Origin of the sequence: Pandoraea pnomenusa, from assembly GCF_000767615.3 — a bacterium.
GTDB classification, from domain to species: Bacteria; Pseudomonadota; Gammaproteobacteria; order Burkholderiales; family Burkholderiaceae; genus Pandoraea; species Pandoraea pnomenusa.
Map to the genome: position 1 here is coordinate 1486325 of NZ_CP009553.3, position 19803 is coordinate 1506127.

Consider the following 19803-nt stretch of genomic DNA (forward strand, 5'->3'; position numbering starts at 1 on the left):
CGACCGCCCGCACGGCGGCAGGGAGTGACAAACGTGACAAACGTGGCAAATCTGGCAAACCTGGAAAACGCGTCCAGGCTTCGCATCGGAATCACCATCGGCCTGCATCGTGCCGACGAGACGATCTGGAACAACGGCATCAAGCAGAACGCGATTTTTCTGGCCGACGCGCTCGCGCGCTGTGCGTCGGTGTACAGCGTGGCGCTGCTCAACACGACACCGGTGCCGCTCGGCGACACGCTGCCATGGTCGTTGACACGCTTCCCGACGCTGCCGTTCGAGGCGGCCAAGGACGACATCGATCTGCTGATCGAGCTCGGCGGCCAGATCGACGCCGATCAGACCGGCTACCTGAAGGCGCGCGGCGTGCGTCTGGTGTCGTATTGCTGTGGATCGGAGTATCTGCTCGCGGCGCAGGCGATGCTCTTCGATCGGCCTGCGTGGGGCGCCGGGTTGTTCGTCAATCAGCGTTATGACGCGATCTGGATGGTGCCGCAGGTCGCCGATGCGAACCGGCCGTTCTTCGAGGTGCTGCGACGCCAACGCGCGCATGCCGTGCCGTTCGTGTGGAGTCCGGTCTTCCTCGAGGCGTGCGCGAGCGCACAGCCTTGCGGGGGCGCCTACGCGCCGCACACCGAGCCCCGTCGCCTGAGCGTCATGGAGCCCAACGTCGACATCGTCAAGTTCTGTCTCTATCCGATCCTGATCGCCGAGCTGGCGTATCGCGAGCGGCCAGGCGTCATCGCACTGTTGCAGGTCACCAATGCACAGCGACTGGCCGAGCACAGCCCGGACTTCGTGGCACTCATGCATCAGCTGGATATCGTGCGCGAGCGCAAGGCGACTTTCCTCCCGCGCTACGACACACCGACGTTTCTGGCCGAATACACCGACGTGGTGATCTCGCACCAGATGGCCAATCCGCTCAACTACTTCTATCTGGAAGTGTGCTGGCAAGGCTACGCGCTGATTCATAACGCGGGCCTGTGCAGCGACCTCGGCTACTACTACCAGGGGAACGATCTCGGCGCGGGCGCCCGCCGGCTGGTCGAGGCGCTCGACCGGCACGACGCGGGTCTTGCCGCCTATCGCTTCGCGCAGCGGCAACAGATTCGGCGATACCTTCCCGAGAACACGGAGGTCGTGCGGACCTACGAAGCCTTGCTCGGCGAAGTCATGGCCGGACCGATCCGCTGAGCGGCCGCGGCGGCCGGCGAGATCGGGAGGCTATGCGATCGAGCGGCAACCGTCCTCGGCGGCGGCCTCGCGCGGCGGGGCGTCGGCGGTTCGCCGCGCGAATGTCTGCGTGACGGCGATCCCGTTCTTGATGGCCGTCATCTCGGCCAGGATGGCCACTGCGATTTCGGCGGGCGTGCGCGCGCCGAGGTGCATGCCGACCGGGCCGTGCAGGCGCTCGATTTCCGTGGCGCTCAGATCGAACAGCGACAGGCGCTCGCGGCGGCGCGCATTGTTGATGCGCGAGCCGATGGCGCCGATGTAGAACGCCGGCGACTTGAGCGCCTCGAGCAGCGCCATGTCGTCGAGCTTCGGGTCATGCGTGAGCGTGAGCACGGCACTGTGCGAGTCGAGTTGCAAACGCACGATCAGGTCGTCGGGCATCTCGCGCGAGAGTTCGGTGCCCGCGACCTGCCATTCGTCCGCATATTCGCTGCGCGGATCGCACACGATCACGTGATAGTCGAGCGCGCAGGCCATGCTCGCCACGTATTTCGAGAGTTGCCCGGCGCCGATCACGATCAGCCGATGGCGCGGGCCGTGCGAGGTGATGAGACGCTCGCCGTCGAATTCGACCGACGGCGCATGGTGGCCAGGCGCCATGCGCACAATGCCGGTCTTCATGTCCAGTTCGCGCACCACGAGGCGGAATTTGGCGATGCTGTCGAGCAGATCGGCGATGCGCGACGCTTCGCTCACGGGTTCGAGCACGAGTTGCAACGTGCCGCCGCAAGGCAGGCCGAAGCGGTGCGCCTCCTCGGCCGTCACGCCGTAGCTCGTGATCTGCGGGCGATCGTGCGGCCAGTCGCCGTTGCGGATGCGTTCGATGAGATCGTCCTCGACGCAGCCGCCCGACACCGAACCGACCATGTGGCCGTCTTCGCGAATCGCAAGCATCGAGCCCACCGGGCGCGGGGCCGAGCCCCAGGTGCGCACAACGGTCCCGAGCGTGACGAAAAAGCCCGCGCGGGTCCACTGTACGGCGGACTTCAGCACTTCCAGATCGACACTGTCCATAGCACGGTTCCTTCGCCGGTTCGCGAGCGGGGCGCGCTGCACAAAGGCCGCCGCTCGATGAGTTTCGGCGAGTATAGCGCGCCTTGGCTTGCGCTGTATTCCACGAGATACGGCGCCTGGCCGGTGTCGGCCTGACGCTGGCCGTCGGGCGAACTGCCGCACCCGCCCTCCGAGGCGGGGTAACTCGTGTCACAATAGTTCGCCGGCCGAGACGGTACGCAGACACCGGGTGGGCAGGCAGGGCCGAAGTACCGACGTGCCACCGCATGGCTTTGGGGAGGCAGGCTATGGAGCTGAAGGACAGCCGGCAACTGCCGGCGGCACGGGATGTCGTGTGGATCGCGCTGAACGACCCGGGCGTGCTGCGCGGCTGCATTCCGGGCTGCGAATCGATCGAGCGCATCGACGACACGACCTGGACCGTGGTCGTGGGCGCCACGCTGGGGCCCGTGAGCGGCCGGTGGACCGGGCGTGTCGCCGTGTCCGACGTCATCGCGCCAAGTACGTACACGCTGACTTTCGACGGGCTCGGCTCGTCGGCCGGACACACGCAGGGCAAGGCCGTGGTGACGCTGCAATCGCAAGGACCGATGAACACATTGCTGAAGTATGACCTGAAGGCGCGGATCGGCGGCGAACACACAACGCTCGATGCCCCGCAGATCGAGACGGCGGCCCGCAAGCTGGCCGACGAATTCTTCACCCGCCTGATCGCAGCGATCGCCCCTCACCACGCGCTCAATGACCGGGTGGCCGCCGACAGCGACGTGGCGGCGGCGCTGGCAAACGCCTCGGCGACACGCGATGCGCCGTCGACGCGCGGCAGATTCGCGCGCTGGTGGCCATGGGTCCTGGCGCTGCTGGTGCTGATCTTCATCGTGATGTGGGGCAATCATGCCAGCTGAGCGTCGTCGGCGGAAGGCGGACAAGACAACGCCGGTGTCGCCCGAGGCGCGCTCGCGCGATGCGCGTGCGCGCGAACTGCTCGCGAGCGCCGAAGCCCTCGAAGCGGCCGGCAAGCCGCCCGCGCAGCCGGGTGTGGCGGGCTACGACCTGCGTGTCCGGGTTCGCGACGGCGAAACTCCCGTGTTCGGGCCGGGGCGCCTCACGCTGCTGCGCGCCATCGAGGCCACAGGGTCGATCTCGGCGGCGGCACGTCGCATGGGCATGTCGTACCGGCGTGCATGGCTGCTGGTCGAGGCGATGAATCACGAGTTCCGCGAACCGCTGGTGACGCGCCATATTGGCGGCGTGTCGGGCGGCGGCGCGGCGCTCACGCCGTTCGCACAGAACCTCGCGGCGCACTACGACACCCTCATCAATGAAATCCGCTTGTTGCTCGACGCGCACGTGCCGACCTTCGATGCGTATCTGAAAGGCGACAGGACCGGCATCCCGGACGACGAGCCCCCCCGTGTCCGGTGACCGGGCGGGTGCGGAGTATCACGAAAACGTTATGACTTCGTGAGGACTTCGACACCGGCCCGAAGCGACACTGGCCCCATCGACGCGAAACCCCGCGATGGAGGTCACCATGTCCCAACCGACGAAGTCCGTACCGCCCGGCGGGGTGCCGTCAATGCGCGCCCCCGCACGACCGGGCCCGGTGCAGCCCGGTTGGCTGCGCCTCACCCACTGGCTGAACGTGCTGGCCGTGCTCGTGATGCTCACGAGCGGCTGGCGCATCTACAACGCGTCGCCGATCTTCGGCTTTCGCTTTCCCAATGAGATCACGCTGGGCGGCTGGCTTGGCGGCGCGCTGCGCTGGCACTTCGCCGCGATGTGGCTGCTCGCCGTGAACGGCGTGGTCTATCTGCTGATCAATCTCGCGAGCGCCCGTTTCGCCCGCCGCTTCTTTCCGCTGACCTTGCGCGGCGTTGCGCGCGACGCGCTGGCCGCGTTGCGTGGCCGGCTTTCGCACGACGATCCTCGTCACTACAACCAGGTGCAGCGCGCCGCCTATCTGTTCGCCGTGCTCGATCTGATGCTGCTCGTGGCGTCGGGGCTGGCCGTCTGGAAGCCGGTGCAGCTGGGATGGTTATGCGCCGCGCTTGGCGGCTTCCAGGGGGCGAGGCTGGTGCATTTCGTCGCGATGGCGGGCCTGACGGCCTTCATCGCGGTCCATGTGGCGATGGTGGCCCTCGTGCCTCGTACGCTGCGAACCATGTTGACGGGACGGTGAGCCGCCATGACCTTCAGGAAATCCCTTCAGCGCCTGCCGTCGGACAGCCCGGTCGTACGTGACGGCGAGGCCATCGTGCGGGAAGCGCGGGCGCGGGTGGCGCGTCATGTCGCGGAGCCCTCGCGGCGCGCGTTTCTCACGCGCACGCTCTCGCTGGGCGGCCTGGCGCTGCTCTCGGGGTGCTCGCTCGACGACAACGCCGGCGTGGCGTCCGCGCTCGACGGCATCTCGCGGTGGAACGACCGCGTGCAGGCCGCATTGTTTCGCCAGGACGTGCTGGCGCCGACGTTCTCCGAGTCGCAGATCACCCGCCCGTTCCCGTTCAACGCCTTCTATGGCATGGATGAGGCGCCCGTCATCGACGAGGCGGACTATCGGCTGGAGTTGTCGGGCCTCATTGCCGAGCGCGCGCCATGGCGGCTCGACGCGATACGCGAGTTCGCGCGAGTCCGCACGGCGGAGCAGATCACGCGCCACGTATGCGTGGAAGGATGGAGCGCGATCGGCCGGTGGGGCGGGGTGACGTTCGGCGACTTCCTGCGGCGCATCGGGGCCGACACGACGGCACGCTACGTTGGCTTCAAATGCGCCGACGATTACTACACGAGCATCGACATGCCCACGGCGCTGCATCCGCAGACGTTGCTCGCGCTGACCTACGACGGCCGCACGCTGCCGAGGGAATACGGCTTTCCGATGAAGCTGCGCATTCCCACCAAGCTCGGCTACAAGAATCCCAAGCATATCCGCGCGATCTTCGTGACGAACAGGTATCCGGGCGGATATTGGGAGGACCAGGGCTACAACTGGTTCGGCGGCAGTTGAGGCGCACGCCCGACTGCGCGACTGTGGTTCATACATTCAATCTCTGGAGGAGTACGACGATGAAGATGCCATATCTGGCGGCAGCGACGATGACCCTGGCCATGGCGCTCGGTACGGGCGCGGCGTTTGCTCAGGACGCCATGCAAAAGGGCGATGCCATGGGCAAGGGCGGCGCAATGAGCAAACCCGATGCCATGGGCAAGGGCGGCGCCATGCGTAAGGACATGGACAAGAGCGGGAAGATGTCCAAGGGCGATGCCATGGGCAAGTCGGATGCCATGGGCAAAGGCGGCGCAATGAGCAAACCCGATGCCATGGGCAAGGGCGACGCGATGGGCAAGAGCCAGTAAGGCACGCTTGGCCGGTGTCCCCCGCAAGGCGTCGCAACGGGATTCGTTGCGACGCCTTGCGCATTCCGACGTCGCGAAGCGGGAATTTCGGGGCTGCGGGCGATCGACGCCCCGCCGCCGCGCTTCCGGGATTCGCCCCGCGCCGAAGGCATGCCCTCTTCAGCGTGTGAGCGCGACCGATTTGACGAGCAGGTAGACGTCGCGACCGGTGGTGAGCCGCAGTTGATCGGCCGAGAAGCGCGTGATGCGCGCGCGCAATGTCACGCCCGCATCGTTGTCCGGCATTGCCGCGTCGCCGAGCAGGGTGGCGCTGACTTCCACGGCATCGCCCAGGTCGCGCAAGGCGCAGACGCGCGCGCGCAGCACGTTGAGCACGCTGGTGTCGACCGGTGCGGCCGTCGCAACCGCGACATCGCGTTCCCGCACGAGGATGCGGCAAGTGTCGCCCACGTCGCCGCCCGCCCGCGGCACGCGCAGCCGTATCGCCTCGCGGGGGGGCGCATTGTCCGCGCCGGGTGTCGCGCAGACCGCAAGTTCCGTCAGGCCGTATCGGGCGTCGTGTGCGACGATGCGCGTCTCGAGCACCGTGCCGGGGGCGTCGGCGACGCCGTCGAGTGCGTCGCGGTGCACGTTGAGCACGTCGGCCGGGGCCCCCTGGGAGATCGTGCGGCCGTCCTTGAACAACACGACCTGGTCGGCCAGGCGCATGACCTCGTCGAGCGAATGCGTGACGTACAGCACCGGCAGCTTCAGTTCGTGACGGATGCGATTGAGATAGTCGAGGACTTCAAGACGCCGCGCGTGATCGAGCGATGCCAGCGGCTCGTCCATGAGCAGCAGCCGCGGGCAGGAGAGCAGCGCGCGGCCGATGCCCACCCGCTGCTTCTCGCCGCCGGACAGCGCGCCGGGGCGGCGTGAGAGCAAATGTCCAAGGTTCAGTACGTCGACGACATGCGCCAGGGCAATGGCTCCCGTGCCCGCGGCGCTCACGTCGCGGCGTCGCAGCCAGCGGCCGAAGAGCAGGTTCTGCCGCACGCTCAGATGCGGGAGCAGGCGTGCATCCTGGAACACATAGCCGATGCGTCGGCGCCACGCGGGCAGCGCAATGCCCGAGGCACTGTCGAAGAGCACGTCGTCGCCCACCACGATCCGGCCACTGTCCGGACGGAGCAGCCCGGACACGGCGTTCACCACGGTGCTCTTGCCGCTGCCGGAGGGACCGAACAGCGCCGTGACCCCCATGCCCGCCGCGAATTCGGCGTCGAGGGCGAAGTCGCCGAACCGATGTCGAACGCGAACGTCAACCGTCATGACCGAGCGCCTTGCGATGACCGAAGCGGATGAGCACCTCGGACAGAATGAGCGTGGCCACGGCCAGCACCACGGAAATCGCGCAGAGACGCCAGACCATGGCGTCGCCGTCGGGCACCTGGGTGGCGGTGTAGATCGCGAGCGGCAGGGTCTGTGTCTGCCCGGGGATGTTCGACACGAACGTGATCGTGGCGCCGAATTCGCCCAGGGCGCGCGCGAAGGCAAGCACGAAGCCGTGCAGCACGCCAGTGGCGGTGAGTGGCAGCGTGACGCACAGGAACGTGAGGCAAGGGCCGGCGCCCAGCGTCTGCGCCGCCTGCTCGAGACGGATGTCGGCGGACTCCAGCGCTTGCCGGATGGCGCGCACGAGCAAGGGAAATCCCATCACGCCGGCGGCCAGCGCGGCGCCCGTCCAGCGAAACGCGAAGGTGAAGTGGAACCATTCGAACAGCACCTTGCCGATGGCGCCTTGCGCACCGAACAGCACGAGCAGTGCGAAGCCGACCACCACGGGCGGCAGCACGAGGGGCAGATGCAGAACGGCATCGAGCAGCGCCTTGCCGGGAAACTGCCGGCGGGCGAGCAGCCAGGCGGCGGCGTAGGCGAAGGGCAGGCTGCAAAGCGTGCCCCACAAACCTACGCGCAGACTGAGCGCCACGATGCCCCATTCTTCCGGGGTCAGACTCATGTCGGAGGGCGGTCGGGTGTCGGTCGGGGTGGGACCAGGGTAAGTTGGCGGATCTTATCAGGGTTGTCAGGGCCGGCTGAAGCCGTAGCGCTGGAATGTGGCCAGCGCGGCGGGCGATTGCAGGAACTTGAAGAACGGGTCGGCTTCGGCGCGATTGGCCTGCTTCGTCACGGCGACGGGATAGATGATCGGCGCGTGGCTGTCGGCCGGGAACGTGCCCGCGATGCGCACGCGCTTTTCGGCGTTGGCGTCCGTCTTGTACACGATGCCGTAGGGCGCTTCGCCGCGCGCGACCAGCAACAGGGCGTTGCGCACGTTGTCCGCGGCGGCAACCCTGCCCTGTACCTTCGACCAGACGCCGAGCTTCTCGAGTGCCGCCTTGCCGTAGAGGCCGGCCGGCACGTGGGCGGGGTCGCCCATGGCGAGCCTGCCGCCGCCGAGCTTCGCGTCGAGCTCGGCGCCGGTCTTCAGATCGACGTCGCCCGTGGTCGTGGCCGGGGCGATGAGCACCAGTTCGTTGCCGAGCAGGTTGCGACGCGTGCCCGTGTCGATCAGATCGTGTTTCTGCGCGTAGTCCATCCAGTCCTGGTCGGCCGAGATGAAGACGTCGGCCGGTGCACCTTTCTCGATCTGGCGTGCGAGCGTCGAACTCGCGCCGTACACGAGCACCGGCTTCTTGCCGGTTTCCCTGGTGTAGGCGGCGGACAAATCGTCGAGGGCGTTTTTCATGCTGGCGGCGGCGAACACCTGCTGCGCGGCGGCGTGGCCGGCAAACAACAGGCCCGCGCCGACGGTGGCCACGGTGAGCGCGCGACGCAGCATGGCGGCCGGCGCGTGGAACTTGAGGCTTGCGATAACGACAGCTTTCACGAAAGAGGTCTCCGACGTGGGATGGCTCAGCCGGCTACGCGAGGACGATGTCGCCCGATGCCGGCGCCTGGATGTGTCCGGCGGCAGGGCCGGAGCGCCGGTCCCATCTGAGCGGACGAGGCGTTGTGTAGTATTATATATAACGCTATCGCGCTGTACAGCGATATGCCATATCACGGCGCCCGAATGTCGTCCGACGCGGCAATACCGCGTCTCGATTCGAGAATTTCGGGACGTCGCGCACGTTCACGCACTTGTCGATTCGGCAACAAAAAGGCGCCCCGGAGCGGGGCGCCTGCTAATTAATATATGTACTGAATTCGGCGGCCGGTTCAGACCGTTGCGTTCTGCACGGCGGGGGTGCCGGGCCGCCGCATGGCGGGACTGGTTCGCAGCATGTCGAAAAAGCCGTCGACCACTGCATCGCATTCCACGCCGAGATCGTAGTCCGGCAGGAACAGCCAGTCCGACATCATGCCGACGACCAGCGCATGCAGCATGATGGCAGCGCGCCGGGTATCGAGCTGCGCGGGCAACTGGCCGCGCGCAATGGCGCGTTCCATGTCGCGCATGATGCGTTGCTTGCCGTCGGCGCAGGCCTCGCGCTGGCGCTCGAGCACGGAAAGCATCTCGTTCGTGTACTCGCACTTGTGGAACAGAATGTCCAGCACCCGGCGGCGGCGCTCGTTGCGAGCCGTTTCCTTGAGCACCAGTTTGCAGATTTCGTGCATGCGCACCATGGGGTCGCCGTCTTCCGGCTCGGCGCATTCCTCGTCGATCATGCGCTCCATCGGCAGACGGATGCGGTCCGTCATGGCATTGAACAGGTCGATCTTGTTCTTGAAGTGCCAGTAAATGGCGCCACGGGTCAGGCCGGCGGCTTCGGCGATATCGGCCAGCGACGTGCGCGACACACCCTTCTGTGCGAACACCGTCTCCGCGGTGTCGAGCAACAGATTGCGCGTCTCGATCGCTTCCTCTTTGGTTCTGCGGGCCATCGTCGTGTCACCGGAGCAGCGGAAAATTGCAGGATGTCTTGCGAAATGCGATGTAAACAGCGCCGCACTTTGGTGCGACGCAATGTGATTTACATACATTCATGAATGTATCTATAATAGCAGCCGCTTGCTCTATTGCACAGGGTACATTTAAGCTCCTTCCTCTAAGGGAAACACCTCACTGATCCGAGGGAGCGAATTGGCCGGTGGAGCGCCACCGGGCGCGACATTCGGATCACCTGTTATCCCGGAGCCTGTTCGACGATCTCACATGAGTGCCAGCGCGCGCGGTCACCGCCGCGCCGGGGACGTCCTTGCGGCCCGACTGCGGGCCAGTCTCCCAGGGCCCGCTTGCGCGGCCTTCCGGCACTCACCGACCCGCCTTCGTGCGACGGGATTGCGGACCGGCCTTCGCCGTCGCAATCGTCGCAACGTTCTGTCATTTTGTTTGACCGCATTCCATTTATCGGGGGCGTATATGCACGTCAAGAGAAGTTCACTGGGGATGGTCACTGCCGTAGCAATCGCGGTCATGACCCTGGCCGCATGCGGCAAGAAGCCGCAGCAGCCGCAGGCCATGGTGCCGGAAGTCGGCGTCGTGACGCTGCAACCCCAGAACGTAACACTGACGACCGATCTGCCCGGACGTACCTCGCCCTATCGCGTCGCGGACGTTCGCGCGCGCGTCGACGGCATCGTGCTCAAGCGCGATTTCACCGAAGGCGGTGACGTCAAGGCGGGGCAGCGTCTGTACAAGATCGATCCGGCCACTTACCAGGCCGCCTATGAGAACGCCAAGGCCACGCTCGCGAAGGCGGTCGCGAATCAGGCGTCGACGAAGCTGCTGGCCGATCGCTACAAGCAACTGGTGGCCGCCGAGGCCGTGTCGAAGCAGGATTACGACAACGCCGTGGCGGCAGCCCTTCAGGCCGACGCCGACGTGCAGGCCGGCAAGGCCGCCGTGGACACCGCCAGGATCAACCTGGGCTACACCGATGTGCCCGCCCCGATCTCGGGCCGTACCGGCCTGTCGCAGGTGACCGAGGGTGCCTACGTGCAGGCCGGCGCCGCCACGCTCATGACGACCGTTCAGCAGATCGATCCGATGTACGTCGACGTGACGCAATCGGCGGCCGACGGGCTGCGTCTGCGCCGCGCGCTGGCCGACGGCAAGCTGCAGAGCGCCGGCAAGAATGCGGCTGCCGTGTCGCTCACGCTGGAAGACGGCACGAAGTACCCGCTCGAGGGCAAGCTGCAGTTCTCGGACATCACCGTCGACCAGACGACCGGCTCGGTGACCGTGCGCGCCATTTTCCCGAACCCGAACCGCGAGTTGCTGCCCGGCATGTTCGTGCACGCCACGCTCAGGGAAGGGGTCAAGGAAGGCGGTCTGCTGGTGCCGCAGCAAGGTGTCACGCGTGACCAGAAGGGCCAGCCGACGGCGCTCATCGTGAACAAGGAAGGCAAGGTCGAGTTGCGCCAGCTGGTGACCGATCGGGCCATCGGCGATAAATGGCTCGTGAGCTCGGGTCTGGCGGCCGGCGATCAGGTGATCGTGGCTGGCCTGCAGAAGGTTCGTCCGGGCGCCCCCGCGAAGGCCGTTCCGGCACAGTTGCCGGGTGCACAAGCCCCTGCGGGCGCCAGCGCGCCGGCCGCGGCCGCCGCTGCCCCCGCATCGCAGGCCGACGCCGCCTCGAGCGCCAAAGCCCAATAACGCGGAGCCTCATTCATGGCAAAGTTTTTTATCGATCGCCCGATCTTTGCTTGGGTGATCGCCATTGTGATCATGCTGGCCGGCGCGCTTTCGATCCTGAAGCTGCCGGTCTCGCAATACCCGCCGATCGCACCGCCGTCCGTGCAGATCACCGCGACCTATCCGGGCGCCTCCGCGCAGACCGTGCAGGATACGGTCACGCAGGTGATCGAGCAGCAGATGAACGGTATCGATCACCTCGAATACATGTCGTCGACGTCCGACGGCTCGGGGACCGCCCAGATCACGCTGACGTTCGCCCAGGGCACGAACCCCGACATCGCGCAGGTGCAGGTGCAGAACAAGCTGCAACTCGCCACGCCGCTGCTGCCGCAGCAGGTGCAGCAGCAGGGGATCCGGGTGGCCAAGGCGACCAAGAACTTCCTGCTGGTGATCGGTGCTTACTCCGATGACGGCAAGATGTCCGACATCGACCTCGCGAACTACATTGCCGCGAACGTGCAGGATCCGATCAGCCGTGTGAACGGCGTGGGTCAGGTTCAGCTCTTCGGCTCGCAGTATGCGATGCGCGTGTGGGTCGATCCGCAGAAGCTCAACGGGTACAACCTCACCGTCATCGACGTCTCGAACGCCATTCAGTCGCAGAACGTGCAGGTCTCGGCGGGCGAGCTCGGTGGCGCGCCGGCGGTGAAGGGCCAGCAGCTCAACGCCACCGTGATGGCGCAGAGCCGTCTGCAGACGCCCGAGCAGTTCCGCAAGATTCTGCTCAAGGTCAACAAGGACGGCTCGCAGGTGCGTCTGGGCGACGTTGCGCGCGTGGAACTCGGCGGCGAGTCGTATCAGGTCGTCGCACGTTACAACGGCAAACCCGCGGCCGGTCTGGCCATCACGCTGGCCACCGGTGCGAACGCGCTGCAGACGGCCACCGCCGTCAAGCAGGCCGTGACGGAGCTCGAACCGTACTTCCCGGCCGGCATGAAGGTCGACTACCCGTACGACACCACGCCGTTCGTGAAGATCTCGATCGAGGAAGTGATCAAGACCCTCATCGAAGGTATCGTGCTGGTGTTCCTGGTGATGTATCTGTTCCTGCAGAACCTGCGGGCGACGATCATTCCGACGATTGCGGTGCCGGTGGTGCTGCTCGGCACGTTCGGCATCATGGGCGCCGCGGGCTTCTCCATCAATACGCTGTCGATGTTCGGTCTCGTGCTGGCCATCGGTTTGCTGGTGGACGATGCGATCGTGGTGGTGGAGAACGTGGAGCGGGTGATGGCCGAGGAGGGCCTCAGTCCGAAGGAAGCGACGAAGAAGGCCATGGGCCAGATCGTCGGCGCGCTGGTGGGCGTGGCGCTCGTGCTCTCGGCGGTGTTCGTGCCGATGGCATTCTTCGGTGGCTCGACCGGCGCCATCTATCGTCAGTTCTCGCTGACCATCGTGGCGGCCATGGCGCTGTCGGTGCTCGTGGCCATCGTGCTCACGCCGGCCATGTGCGCGACGATCCTCAAGCCGATCAAGAAGGGCGAGGTGCACGAGAAGCGTGGCTTCTTCGGCTGGTTCAACCGCAAGTTCGACAGCAGCTCGAAGGCGTATCAGGGACAGGTGGAGCGCATCCTGAAGCGCTCCACGCCGTTCGTGATCGTCTACGTGGTGATCGTCGCCGTGGTGGGCTTCCTGTTCGTGCGCATGCCGACGGCGTTCCTGCCCGACGAGGACCAGGGTTACTTCTTCAACCTCGTGCAATTGCCGCCGGGTGCGACGCAGGAGCGTACGCTCGACGTGATGAAGCAGGTCGAGAAGCACTACCTCGAGAAGGAAAAGGACGCCGTGCGTTCGATCTTCACGGTCACCGGCTTTGGCTTCAATGGCCGTGGTCAGAACGTGGGTATCGCCTTCACGATGATGCGCCCGTGGGATGAGCGTCAGTCGTCGAACCTGAAGGTGCAGGCCGTGATCGCACGTTCGTACCAGGCATTCGCCAGCGTGAAGGACGCCATGATCTTCGCGATCAACCCGCCGTCGGTGCCCGAACTGGGTAACGCGGGCGGTATCGACTTCGAGTTGCAGGATCGCGCGGGCCTCGGTCACGACGCGCTCATGGCCGCCCGCAACCAGTTCCTGGGCATGGCGGCGAAGAACCCGAACCTCGCGAACATGCGTCCGAACGGTCTGGACGACACGCCGCAGTACAAGGTCGACGTCGACGAGGAGAAAGCCTCGGCACTGGGGCTGTCGATCGCCGACGTGTACACCACGCTCTCGGCGTCGTGGGGCTCCTCGTACGTGAACGACTTCATCGACCACGGTCGTGTGAAGAAGGTGTACGTCATGGCCGAACCGAAGGACCGCATGTTGCCGCAGGACATCAACAAGCTGTACGTGCGCAACGCCAGCGGGACAATGGTGCCGTTCTCGGCCTTCGCGACCGGCAAGTGGATCTACGGCTCGCCTCGACTGGAGCGCTACAACGGTGTGCCGGCCGTGGAAATCCAGGGCATGCCGGCGCCGGGCAAGTCGTCGGGCGACGCCATGAAGGCGGTCGAGGAAATTGCCAAGCAGCTCCCGGCGGGTATCGGTCTGGAGTGGACGGGGCTGTCGTTCGAAGAGCGCATTTCGGGCTCGCAGGCGCCGGCGCTGTATGCGATTTCGATTCTGATCGTGTTCCTGTGCCTGGCTGCGCTGTACGAAAGCTGGTCGATTCCGTTCTCGGTGATTCTGGTGGTGCCGCTTGGAGTGTTGGGGGCGCTGCTTGCCGCCACGCTGCGCGGGCTGTCGAACGACGTGTACTTCCAGGTGGGTCTGCTCACGACCGTGGGTCTGTCGGCGAAGAACGCGATTCTGATCGTGGAATTCGCCAAGGATCTGCAGGAGCAGGGCCGCACGCTCATGGAAGCGACGATGGAGGCGGTGCGACTGCGTCTGCGCCCGATTCTGATGACGTCGATGGCGTTCATCCTGGGGGTGCTGCCGCTGGCGATCTCCAACGGTGCGGGCTCGGCGTCGCAGCATGCGATCGGTACCGGCGTGATCGGCGGTATGCTGGCCGCGACGTTCCTCGCGATCTACTACGTGCCGATCTTCTTCGTGCTGGTGCGCAAACGCTTCGCGCATGAGGATCTGGATACGGTGGAGCATCCGGAAGCGCGTCATGAAAACCCGGACGCAACCGACGGTCCCGCCAAGGAAGGAAACTGACCTATGAAGCACAAAGCATTGCCGATGGCCTTGGCGGCAGCGTTCCTGGCAGGCTGTACCCTCGCGCCGCACTATGAGCGGCCCGAGGCGCCAGTTGCCACGGCGTTCCCCACGGGCCCGGCCTACAAGACACCGGGAGCGGCGAATCAGAACGGCACCGCCGGCAGCAATGCCGTGGCGGCCGCCGATCTGGGCTGGCGCGATTTCTTCACCGACCCGCGCCTGCAGAAGCTGATCGAGATCGCGTTGCAAAACAATCGCGACCTGCGTGTGTCGATGCTCAACATCGAGGCCGCGCGTGCGCAATACCAGATTCAGCGCTCCGCGCTGTTGCCCTCGGTGGGGGCGGCAGGGCAGGCGTCGGTACAGCGGTCGCCGGCTGATCTGACGTCGTCCGGACGCGCGGGCATCAGCCGCAGCTATCAGGTCGGCGTGGGCTTCACGTCCTACGAACTCGATTTGTTCGGTCGGATTCAGAGTCTGAAGGATCAGGCGCTGGAGACGTACCTGGCGAGCGAGGATACGGCGCGGGCCGCGCACATCACGCTGGTCTCCGAAGTGGCTACGGCGTATCTCACGTGGCTGGCCGATCAGGAACTGCTCAAGCTGACTGAAGACACGCTCAAGAGCCAGCAATCGTCCTATGACCTGACCAAGCGCAGTTTCAACGTGGGTACGGCTTCCGGGCTGGATCTGCGTCAGGCGCAAACGCCGGTGGATACGGCGCGCGCGAATTACGCACAGTACACGCGTCAGGTGGCACAGGACGAGAACGCCCTCGCGCTGCTCATCGGTCAGCCGCTGCCGGCGGATTTGCCACCGGGGCGTCCGCTCGACGGGCAGGGGTTGCTTGCGGATCTGCCGGCCGGCCTGCCGTCGGATCTGCTGCTGCGCCGGCCCGACGTCACCGCCGCCGAGCACACGCTCAAGGGTGCCAACGCCAACATTGGCGCCGCGCGTGCCGCGTTCTTCCCGTCGATCTCGCTTACGGCGAGCGCGGGTACGGCGAGCGCATCGCTGAGCAATCTGTTCAAGGGCGGGCAGGGTGCCTGGTCATTCGCACCGACCATCACGCTGCCGATCTTCGCGGGCGGGCAAAACATCGCCAACCTCGAACTGGCCAAGGTGCAAAAGCGTATCGAGATCGCCAACTACGAGAAGGCGATTCAGACGGCGTTCCGCGAAGTCTCCGACGGGCTGGCCGCACGTGGCACGCTCGACGACCAGATCGCGGCGCAGGAGTCGCTCGTGAGGGCCAGCGACGAGAGCTACAAGCTCTCGGATCTGCGCTATCGCAACGGCGTCGACAGCTATCTGAACGCGCTGGTCTCGCAACGCTCGCTGTACTCGGCGCAGCAGACACTGATCGCCACGCGACTGGCACGCTGGACCAATCTCGTCACGCTGTACAAGGCGCTCGGCGGCGGATGGGAAGAGCGCACCGTTCCGGCGAATGCGGACGCGGCGTCGGCCCCGGCGGCCCCGGCGGCCTCATCGTGAGCGGTGACTGATCGCTTGTCATCTCGCATTATCTGAAGATCGAAACGCCCGGCAATCGCCGGGCGTTTTGCATTCGGGTGTCGCGCGAGGCGAGAAATCGACTCAGTTCCCGAGAGGTTTAGACGCGGCCTTCTACGCTCGCCCCTACCTTGGCTGCGGCTTCGTCGCTATCCTTATTTGCGTTGTATTCGCAACACCCCGAGCGTCGACGCCCGCGTATGACCCCGCGATCGCCGGGCCGCATGGGGCAAAAATAAGCTGACCGCATTTCCAGGGAGAGACACCATGAGCGATCTTCAAGCACGATTCGAAGCGGCGGTGGCCGAATCGAAGCAACTGCCTGAGCGCCCCGACAATCTGACGCTGCTGCGCATCTACGCCCTCTACAAGCAAGGCACCGAAGGGGATGTGACGGGCGCACGTCCCGGCATGACCGATTTCGTCGGCCGCGCCAAGTACGACGCCTGGGAAATGCTCAAGGGCAAGTCGAAAGAGGAGGTCCAGCAAGCGTATGTCGAGCTCATCGAAGGGTTGAAGGGATGAGTTCCCGCGTGTCGCGCCGGCCCGATTCGGCAATGACGCGATGCGCAGGCCCCCCTCGGCACGACAAATGGAAAGACGGCGACTTCGGTCGCCGTCTTTTTTTGGGAGTCCGTCCGCGAAGCGATATGGCGTACCGGGAAGGCGGTGATCCAAAGCGGTGGAGGTTTTGCGGTGCTGTCCGATTGGCGTGTTGTGCGCGGTGCGCGACGATGAGCCCGTCATCAACGAGACGAGGTACCGAACCATGCACCGCGATCGACTTCACGCCATACGCCGCGCCGCGCGCGGCAGGGATTGCACGCAAACGCGGCATGCGCTGCCGGGCCGCAGACTGCCTGTCGATCGACAGACCGGACCTGTGACGATGCGCGCAGACGCGCCGGGAGAGCGGGCACGGCATGGCCCGCATGACAGCCATGACAGCCATGACAGTCGTGACGGGCGCTGGCAGCGAGACACGCGACGCCTGTGGAGCGTACGCGTGCAGCGGCGCGGCATGATGCCGAATACGCGCGAGGGCGCCGTCGGGCCTGTCCGGCGTGGCAGACGTTGTCGGGGCTCGATGCGCGGCGCGGCGATGCTCGACGCCGTGTTCACGCTGGCGGCCCTGATGGCGGGGGCGCAAGGTCTTGCGCAATGGCAGGCCGCGAGCGGTGCGACGCCTGCGGCGGTGGCCGCGTCTTCCGGCATGGTGGCAATGGCATTTCCCTCGCATGAGGCGGGCGAAACCTCGCGCGAGGGTCGTGCGCGATGACGAGATACCGTGTCCATGCGCGAACGCGAGCGCATCGCATGATGGGATTCACCCTGCTGGAGTGGGTGCTGGCCATGCCGCTCGGGTTGCTGATCGTGATGGCCGCGATCGCAATCTATCTGGCCGGGCTGCGCCTGTGGCGGGCGCAGGCCGAGCGGTACGACGTCAACGAACGCGCCATGTTCGCGCTGACGCAACTCTCGCGTGCGGTCGCCATGGCGGGTTATCGCAATTGGGACCCGATGGAGGGGCGCATTACCGCACCCGACAAAGCGGTGCGCAGGTGGCCGCCATTACGCGCGAGCGCGGAATGTGCGGCGTCGGTCGAGACGTGTGCGCGGCGCGGTTGGCAAGGCAGCGACCTGATGGAGGTCCAGTTTCATGGGGCGGGGTACCCGATCGGTGGCAACGGCGCCGTGCAAAACTGCTCCGGACTGAGCGTCAAGGCACTGGGCTCCCCCGATGATCGTCACCTGAGCATCTTCTACGTGGCGAAAGGCGAGGACGGCGTCCCGTCGCTCTTCTGCCGCTATGGGGATTACGTCGGTCCGAGTTACCTGCGCCAGGCCCAGGTGCTGGTCACCGGCGTGGAGGCCATGTACCTCAGGCTCGGATTTCGCGTCGGAGGGAACGGGCCCTTGCGATGGTCGGCGCCGCTCAAGCGCCTGAGGGGCACACCCCCGAGGCCGCCGGCGGGCGAAGGGGGCTGGGACAACGTGGCTGCGGTGGCGATCTCGCTGGTCATGCGCGGCGCGCCGCGGCGCGGCGCCAAACCGACGACATCTCGCGTGGTGGAGGTGTTCGACAAGGCAACCGGAGGGCGCGAATACAAGCGGCTGATGAATGCGGGCGACGTTCATCTCCACGTATTCACGCTCCTGGCATATCGCCGCAACGATGGTGGCATTGGCGAGGAGGCAAAATGGTTGGCGTCTTCATGGTGATGTGGCTCGCCGCGTTGACGACGCTGGCGGCGTCGGGCATGCAGCACCGCCAGCTTGCCGATCGTTTCGTCGCCTACATGTACGACCGTGCCCACGCATTCACCGCGGCAAACAACGCGCTCGTGCTCGCACGTCATCGACTCACGCTCGGCCCGGAGGCGGCAGATATCGCCGCGGTGTCCGCATTCGACGGCGGTCCTCACGGTGTGATCGAAGCGAATCACCGGGGTGACATCTGGTTTCGCAACGACACGCCGAGATGGCGAACGGTCGACTGGACCCGCGGCGACACGGTCGTCGCGGTCAAGGATGCGCGCTACTTCATCGAACGCATTGCGTTCTCGGACTATCCTGCGCTCGACCCGACATCGCGTGTTGCCGCGATTCGACGATATCGCGTGAGCGCCATGGGCTGCGGGAAGCTCCCGGGCACCCGGGTCTATCTGCAGGCCATCTACGAGATTCGGCAACGGGACGAGGCGCGCCGATCCGGCATTGCCGAGTCCCGCTTCATCCCGAGGCGGCTGAGCTGGCGGGAGGTGACGGCGTGGCACGACCGGGAGACTCGCGCGGCACGCGAGCGTTGCGATGCGTCGTGACGGATTCACCTTGCTCGAATGCCTGGTGGCCATGGCGGTGCTGGCGATCGCGCTGTGCGCGGCGGCACCCTCGATCGAGGCCGTCCGCCGCCGGGTCTCGGTGGACATCACCGCGCGCGCCCTGCTGGCCGCCATGCAATCGGCCCGGGCAGAGGCATTGGCGCGGCATCGACGCGTCACGCTGGCGCCGGTCGACGGGAGCCGTCTGAGCAGTGGCTGGCTGACGTTCGTCGACGAGAATCTCAACGATCGATTCGATGCCGGGGAGCTATTGCTGGCGCGCTATGCACCGCTGCCCGATGGTGTGAGTGTCGAGGCCGATTGGGCGCTGAGTTTCACACCAGGCGTCGCCTTTGCGGAGAACGGGTTCATGCGAAAGCAAAAACGCGCCTGGATCCTGGGCACCGCGCGGGTAACGGGACATGGGCGGCGCATCTGCATTGTGATCAATGCCTACGGCCGCGCCCGGGTTCCCCGGCGCTGCGACGCTTGACGCGATCACCGGGGCCGCGAAACGGTCACATCAGCGGGGGAGTCCCCGTATCTTCGGCCTTGGTGTCGGCCTTGGCCTTGGCGCTTTCGGTGTGAGAGGCGCGAGTGCTCGTCGTGGTCGATGCGGTCCCCGACGTGCCTCGTGGCGTAGACGGTTTCGTCGACTCCTGCCACAGCTTGACGCCCTGCCAGGCGAGCACGCCCAGGCTGCCCCACTTGAGGCTGCGGCGAACCACGCGCCCGACGGGAGTGTGCGAGAGGCCGGTGAGGGCCAGCGAAGCCACGGAACTGACGAGCGGATAGCGCTCGAGCAATCCGCCGAGCTTGAGTCCCGACGTGGCGAGTCCACCCAGTCCGGAGAACTTGCCGAAACCGCCAGGCAGCAGGTAACGGACCCATCGGAAATTACGCAGGCGTTCGCGCGTGACGTGCGCGGCCTGTATCAGTTCGGCGCGCTCGACGGCAATGCGCGTGAGCACGAGCTCCTTGCGGATGGCAAGCAATTCATGGCGAGAGCGTCGCGACTGGTGCGGGCGACGCGGACGTTGAGAGCGGTTCGGTTCCAGCGGCACGGGCAGATCTCCT

Annotated in this window: 20 protein-coding genes; 14 read left to right on the forward strand and 6 right to left on the reverse strand. The window is 65.9% G+C overall.

The features are described from left to right. The first annotated feature begins 33 nt into the window (after nucleotides 1-33). Nucleotides 34-1197: a DUF2827 domain-containing protein gene (locus LV28_RS30775; RefSeq protein ID WP_255315174.1), complete on the forward strand. Its 1164-nt coding sequence runs from the start codon at nucleotides 34-36 to the stop codon at nucleotides 1195-1197. Between the two features lie 30 nt (nucleotides 1198-1227). Here LV28_RS30775 and LV28_RS30780 read toward each other — a convergent pair whose 3' ends face one another. Continuing rightward, nucleotides 1228-2253, reverse strand: a complete 1026-nt coding sequence (locus LV28_RS30780; protein ID WP_023594907.1) for an XdhC family protein — start codon at nucleotides 2251-2253, stop codon at nucleotides 1228-1230. Nucleotides 2254-2540: 287 nt separating this feature from the next. On the opposite strand from LV28_RS30780, the gene LV28_RS30785 reads away from it, so the two are divergent. From LV28_RS30785 to LV28_RS30805, 5 genes are all read left to right on the forward strand, one after another. After that, nucleotides 2541-3158, forward strand: coding sequence for an SRPBCC family protein (locus tag LV28_RS30785; RefSeq protein ID WP_023594908.1), 618 nt, complete (start codon nucleotides 2541-2543; stop codon nucleotides 3156-3158). Continuing rightward, on the forward strand, nucleotides 3148-3678 hold the full coding sequence (locus LV28_RS49475; RefSeq protein ID WP_080685149.1) for a winged helix-turn-helix domain-containing protein: 531 nt from the start codon (nucleotides 3148-3150) through the stop codon (nucleotides 3676-3678). Before LV28_RS30785 ends, LV28_RS49475 begins: the two co-directional genes overlap by 11 nt. 109 nt (nucleotides 3679-3787) lie before the next feature. Further along, complete coding sequence (locus LV28_RS30795) at nucleotides 3788-4435, forward strand: cytochrome b/b6 domain-containing protein (RefSeq protein ID WP_369798659.1); 648 nt, start codon at nucleotides 3788-3790, stop codon at nucleotides 4433-4435. A 6-nt stretch (nucleotides 4436-4441) separates the two neighbouring features. Then, nucleotides 4442-5260 carry a molybdopterin-dependent oxidoreductase gene (locus LV28_RS30800; RefSeq protein ID WP_023871951.1) on the forward strand — a complete coding sequence of 273 codons (819 nt, stop codon included), beginning with the start codon at nucleotides 4442-4444 and terminating at the stop codon, nucleotides 5258-5260. 59 nt (nucleotides 5261-5319) lie between these two features. After that, on the forward strand, nucleotides 5320-5610 hold the full coding sequence (locus tag LV28_RS30805; protein ID WP_038618335.1) for a hypothetical protein: 291 nt from the start codon (nucleotides 5320-5322) through the stop codon (nucleotides 5608-5610). 159 nt (nucleotides 5611-5769) lie between these two features. On the opposite strand, the gene modC is transcribed toward LV28_RS30805, so the two are convergent. From modC to LV28_RS30825, 4 genes are all read right to left on the reverse strand, one after another. Next, nucleotides 5770-6921 (reverse strand): molybdenum ABC transporter ATP-binding protein, encoded by a 1152-nt coding sequence (gene modC / locus LV28_RS30810; RefSeq protein ID WP_023594913.1) that lies wholly within the window; start codon nucleotides 6919-6921, stop codon nucleotides 5770-5772. Beyond that, nucleotides 6911-7609, reverse strand: a complete 699-nt coding sequence (gene modB, locus LV28_RS30815; RefSeq protein WP_023594914.1) for a molybdate ABC transporter permease subunit — start codon at nucleotides 7607-7609, stop codon at nucleotides 6911-6913. The genes modC and modB overlap by 11 nt, the downstream gene beginning before the upstream one ends. A gap of 66 nt (nucleotides 7610-7675) precedes the next feature. Further along, entirely contained in the window at nucleotides 7676-8479 is an 804-nt protein-coding gene (gene modA, locus LV28_RS30820; RefSeq protein WP_023594915.1) for a molybdate ABC transporter substrate-binding protein, read from the reverse strand. A gap of 332 nt (nucleotides 8480-8811) precedes the next feature. After that, on the reverse strand, nucleotides 8812-9477 hold the full coding sequence (locus tag LV28_RS30825) for a TetR family transcriptional regulator (RefSeq protein ID WP_023594916.1): 666 nt from the start codon (nucleotides 9475-9477) through the stop codon (nucleotides 8812-8814). Nucleotides 9478-9955: 478 nt separating this feature from the next. On the opposite strand from LV28_RS30825, the gene LV28_RS30830 reads away from it, so the two are divergent. From LV28_RS30830 to LV28_RS30865, 8 genes are all read left to right on the forward strand, one after another. Beyond that, nucleotides 9956-11191: an efflux RND transporter periplasmic adaptor subunit gene (locus LV28_RS30830; RefSeq protein WP_023871946.1), complete on the forward strand. Its 1236-nt coding sequence runs from the start codon at nucleotides 9956-9958 to the stop codon at nucleotides 11189-11191. 15 nt (nucleotides 11192-11206) lie between these two features. After that, nucleotides 11207-14386, forward strand: coding sequence for an efflux RND transporter permease subunit (locus LV28_RS30835; protein ID WP_023594918.1), 3180 nt, complete (start codon nucleotides 11207-11209; stop codon nucleotides 14384-14386). Between the two features lie 3 nt (nucleotides 14387-14389). Beyond that, the gene (gene adeC / locus LV28_RS30840; protein ID WP_038618332.1) at nucleotides 14390-15886 is read left to right on the forward strand and encodes an AdeC/AdeK/OprM family multidrug efflux complex outer membrane factor; all 1497 of its coding nucleotides are present in this window, start codon (nucleotides 14390-14392) and stop codon (nucleotides 15884-15886) included. Between the two features lie 285 nt (nucleotides 15887-16171). Further along, nucleotides 16172-16429: an acyl-CoA-binding protein gene (locus tag LV28_RS30845; RefSeq protein ID WP_023594920.1), complete on the forward strand. Its 258-nt coding sequence runs from the start codon at nucleotides 16172-16174 to the stop codon at nucleotides 16427-16429. A 364-nt stretch (nucleotides 16430-16793) separates the two neighbouring features. Then, a complete protein-coding gene (locus LV28_RS48665; protein ID WP_147291578.1) occupies nucleotides 16794-17183 on the forward strand; it encodes a hypothetical protein in 390 nt (129 codons plus the stop codon). Between the two features lie 38 nt (nucleotides 17184-17221). After that, nucleotides 17222-18127 (forward strand): PilW family protein, encoded by a 906-nt coding sequence (locus LV28_RS30855; protein ID WP_023594922.1) that lies wholly within the window; start codon nucleotides 17222-17224, stop codon nucleotides 18125-18127. Next, nucleotides 18106-18726, forward strand: a complete 621-nt coding sequence (locus tag LV28_RS30860; protein WP_058371630.1) for a pilus assembly PilX family protein — start codon at nucleotides 18106-18108, stop codon at nucleotides 18724-18726. Before LV28_RS30855 ends, LV28_RS30860 begins: the two co-directional genes overlap by 22 nt. After that, on the forward strand, nucleotides 18716-19219 hold the full coding sequence (locus LV28_RS30865; protein ID WP_023594924.1) for a GspH/FimT family pseudopilin: 504 nt from the start codon (nucleotides 18716-18718) through the stop codon (nucleotides 19217-19219). Before LV28_RS30860 ends, LV28_RS30865 begins: the two co-directional genes overlap by 11 nt. A gap of 25 nt (nucleotides 19220-19244) precedes the next feature. Here LV28_RS30865 and LV28_RS30870 read toward each other — a convergent pair whose 3' ends face one another. Then, the gene (locus tag LV28_RS30870; protein ID WP_023594925.1) at nucleotides 19245-19790 is read right to left on the reverse strand and encodes a DUF3318 domain-containing protein; all 546 of its coding nucleotides are present in this window, start codon (nucleotides 19788-19790) and stop codon (nucleotides 19245-19247) included. Between the last annotated feature and the right edge of the window lie 13 nt (nucleotides 19791-19803).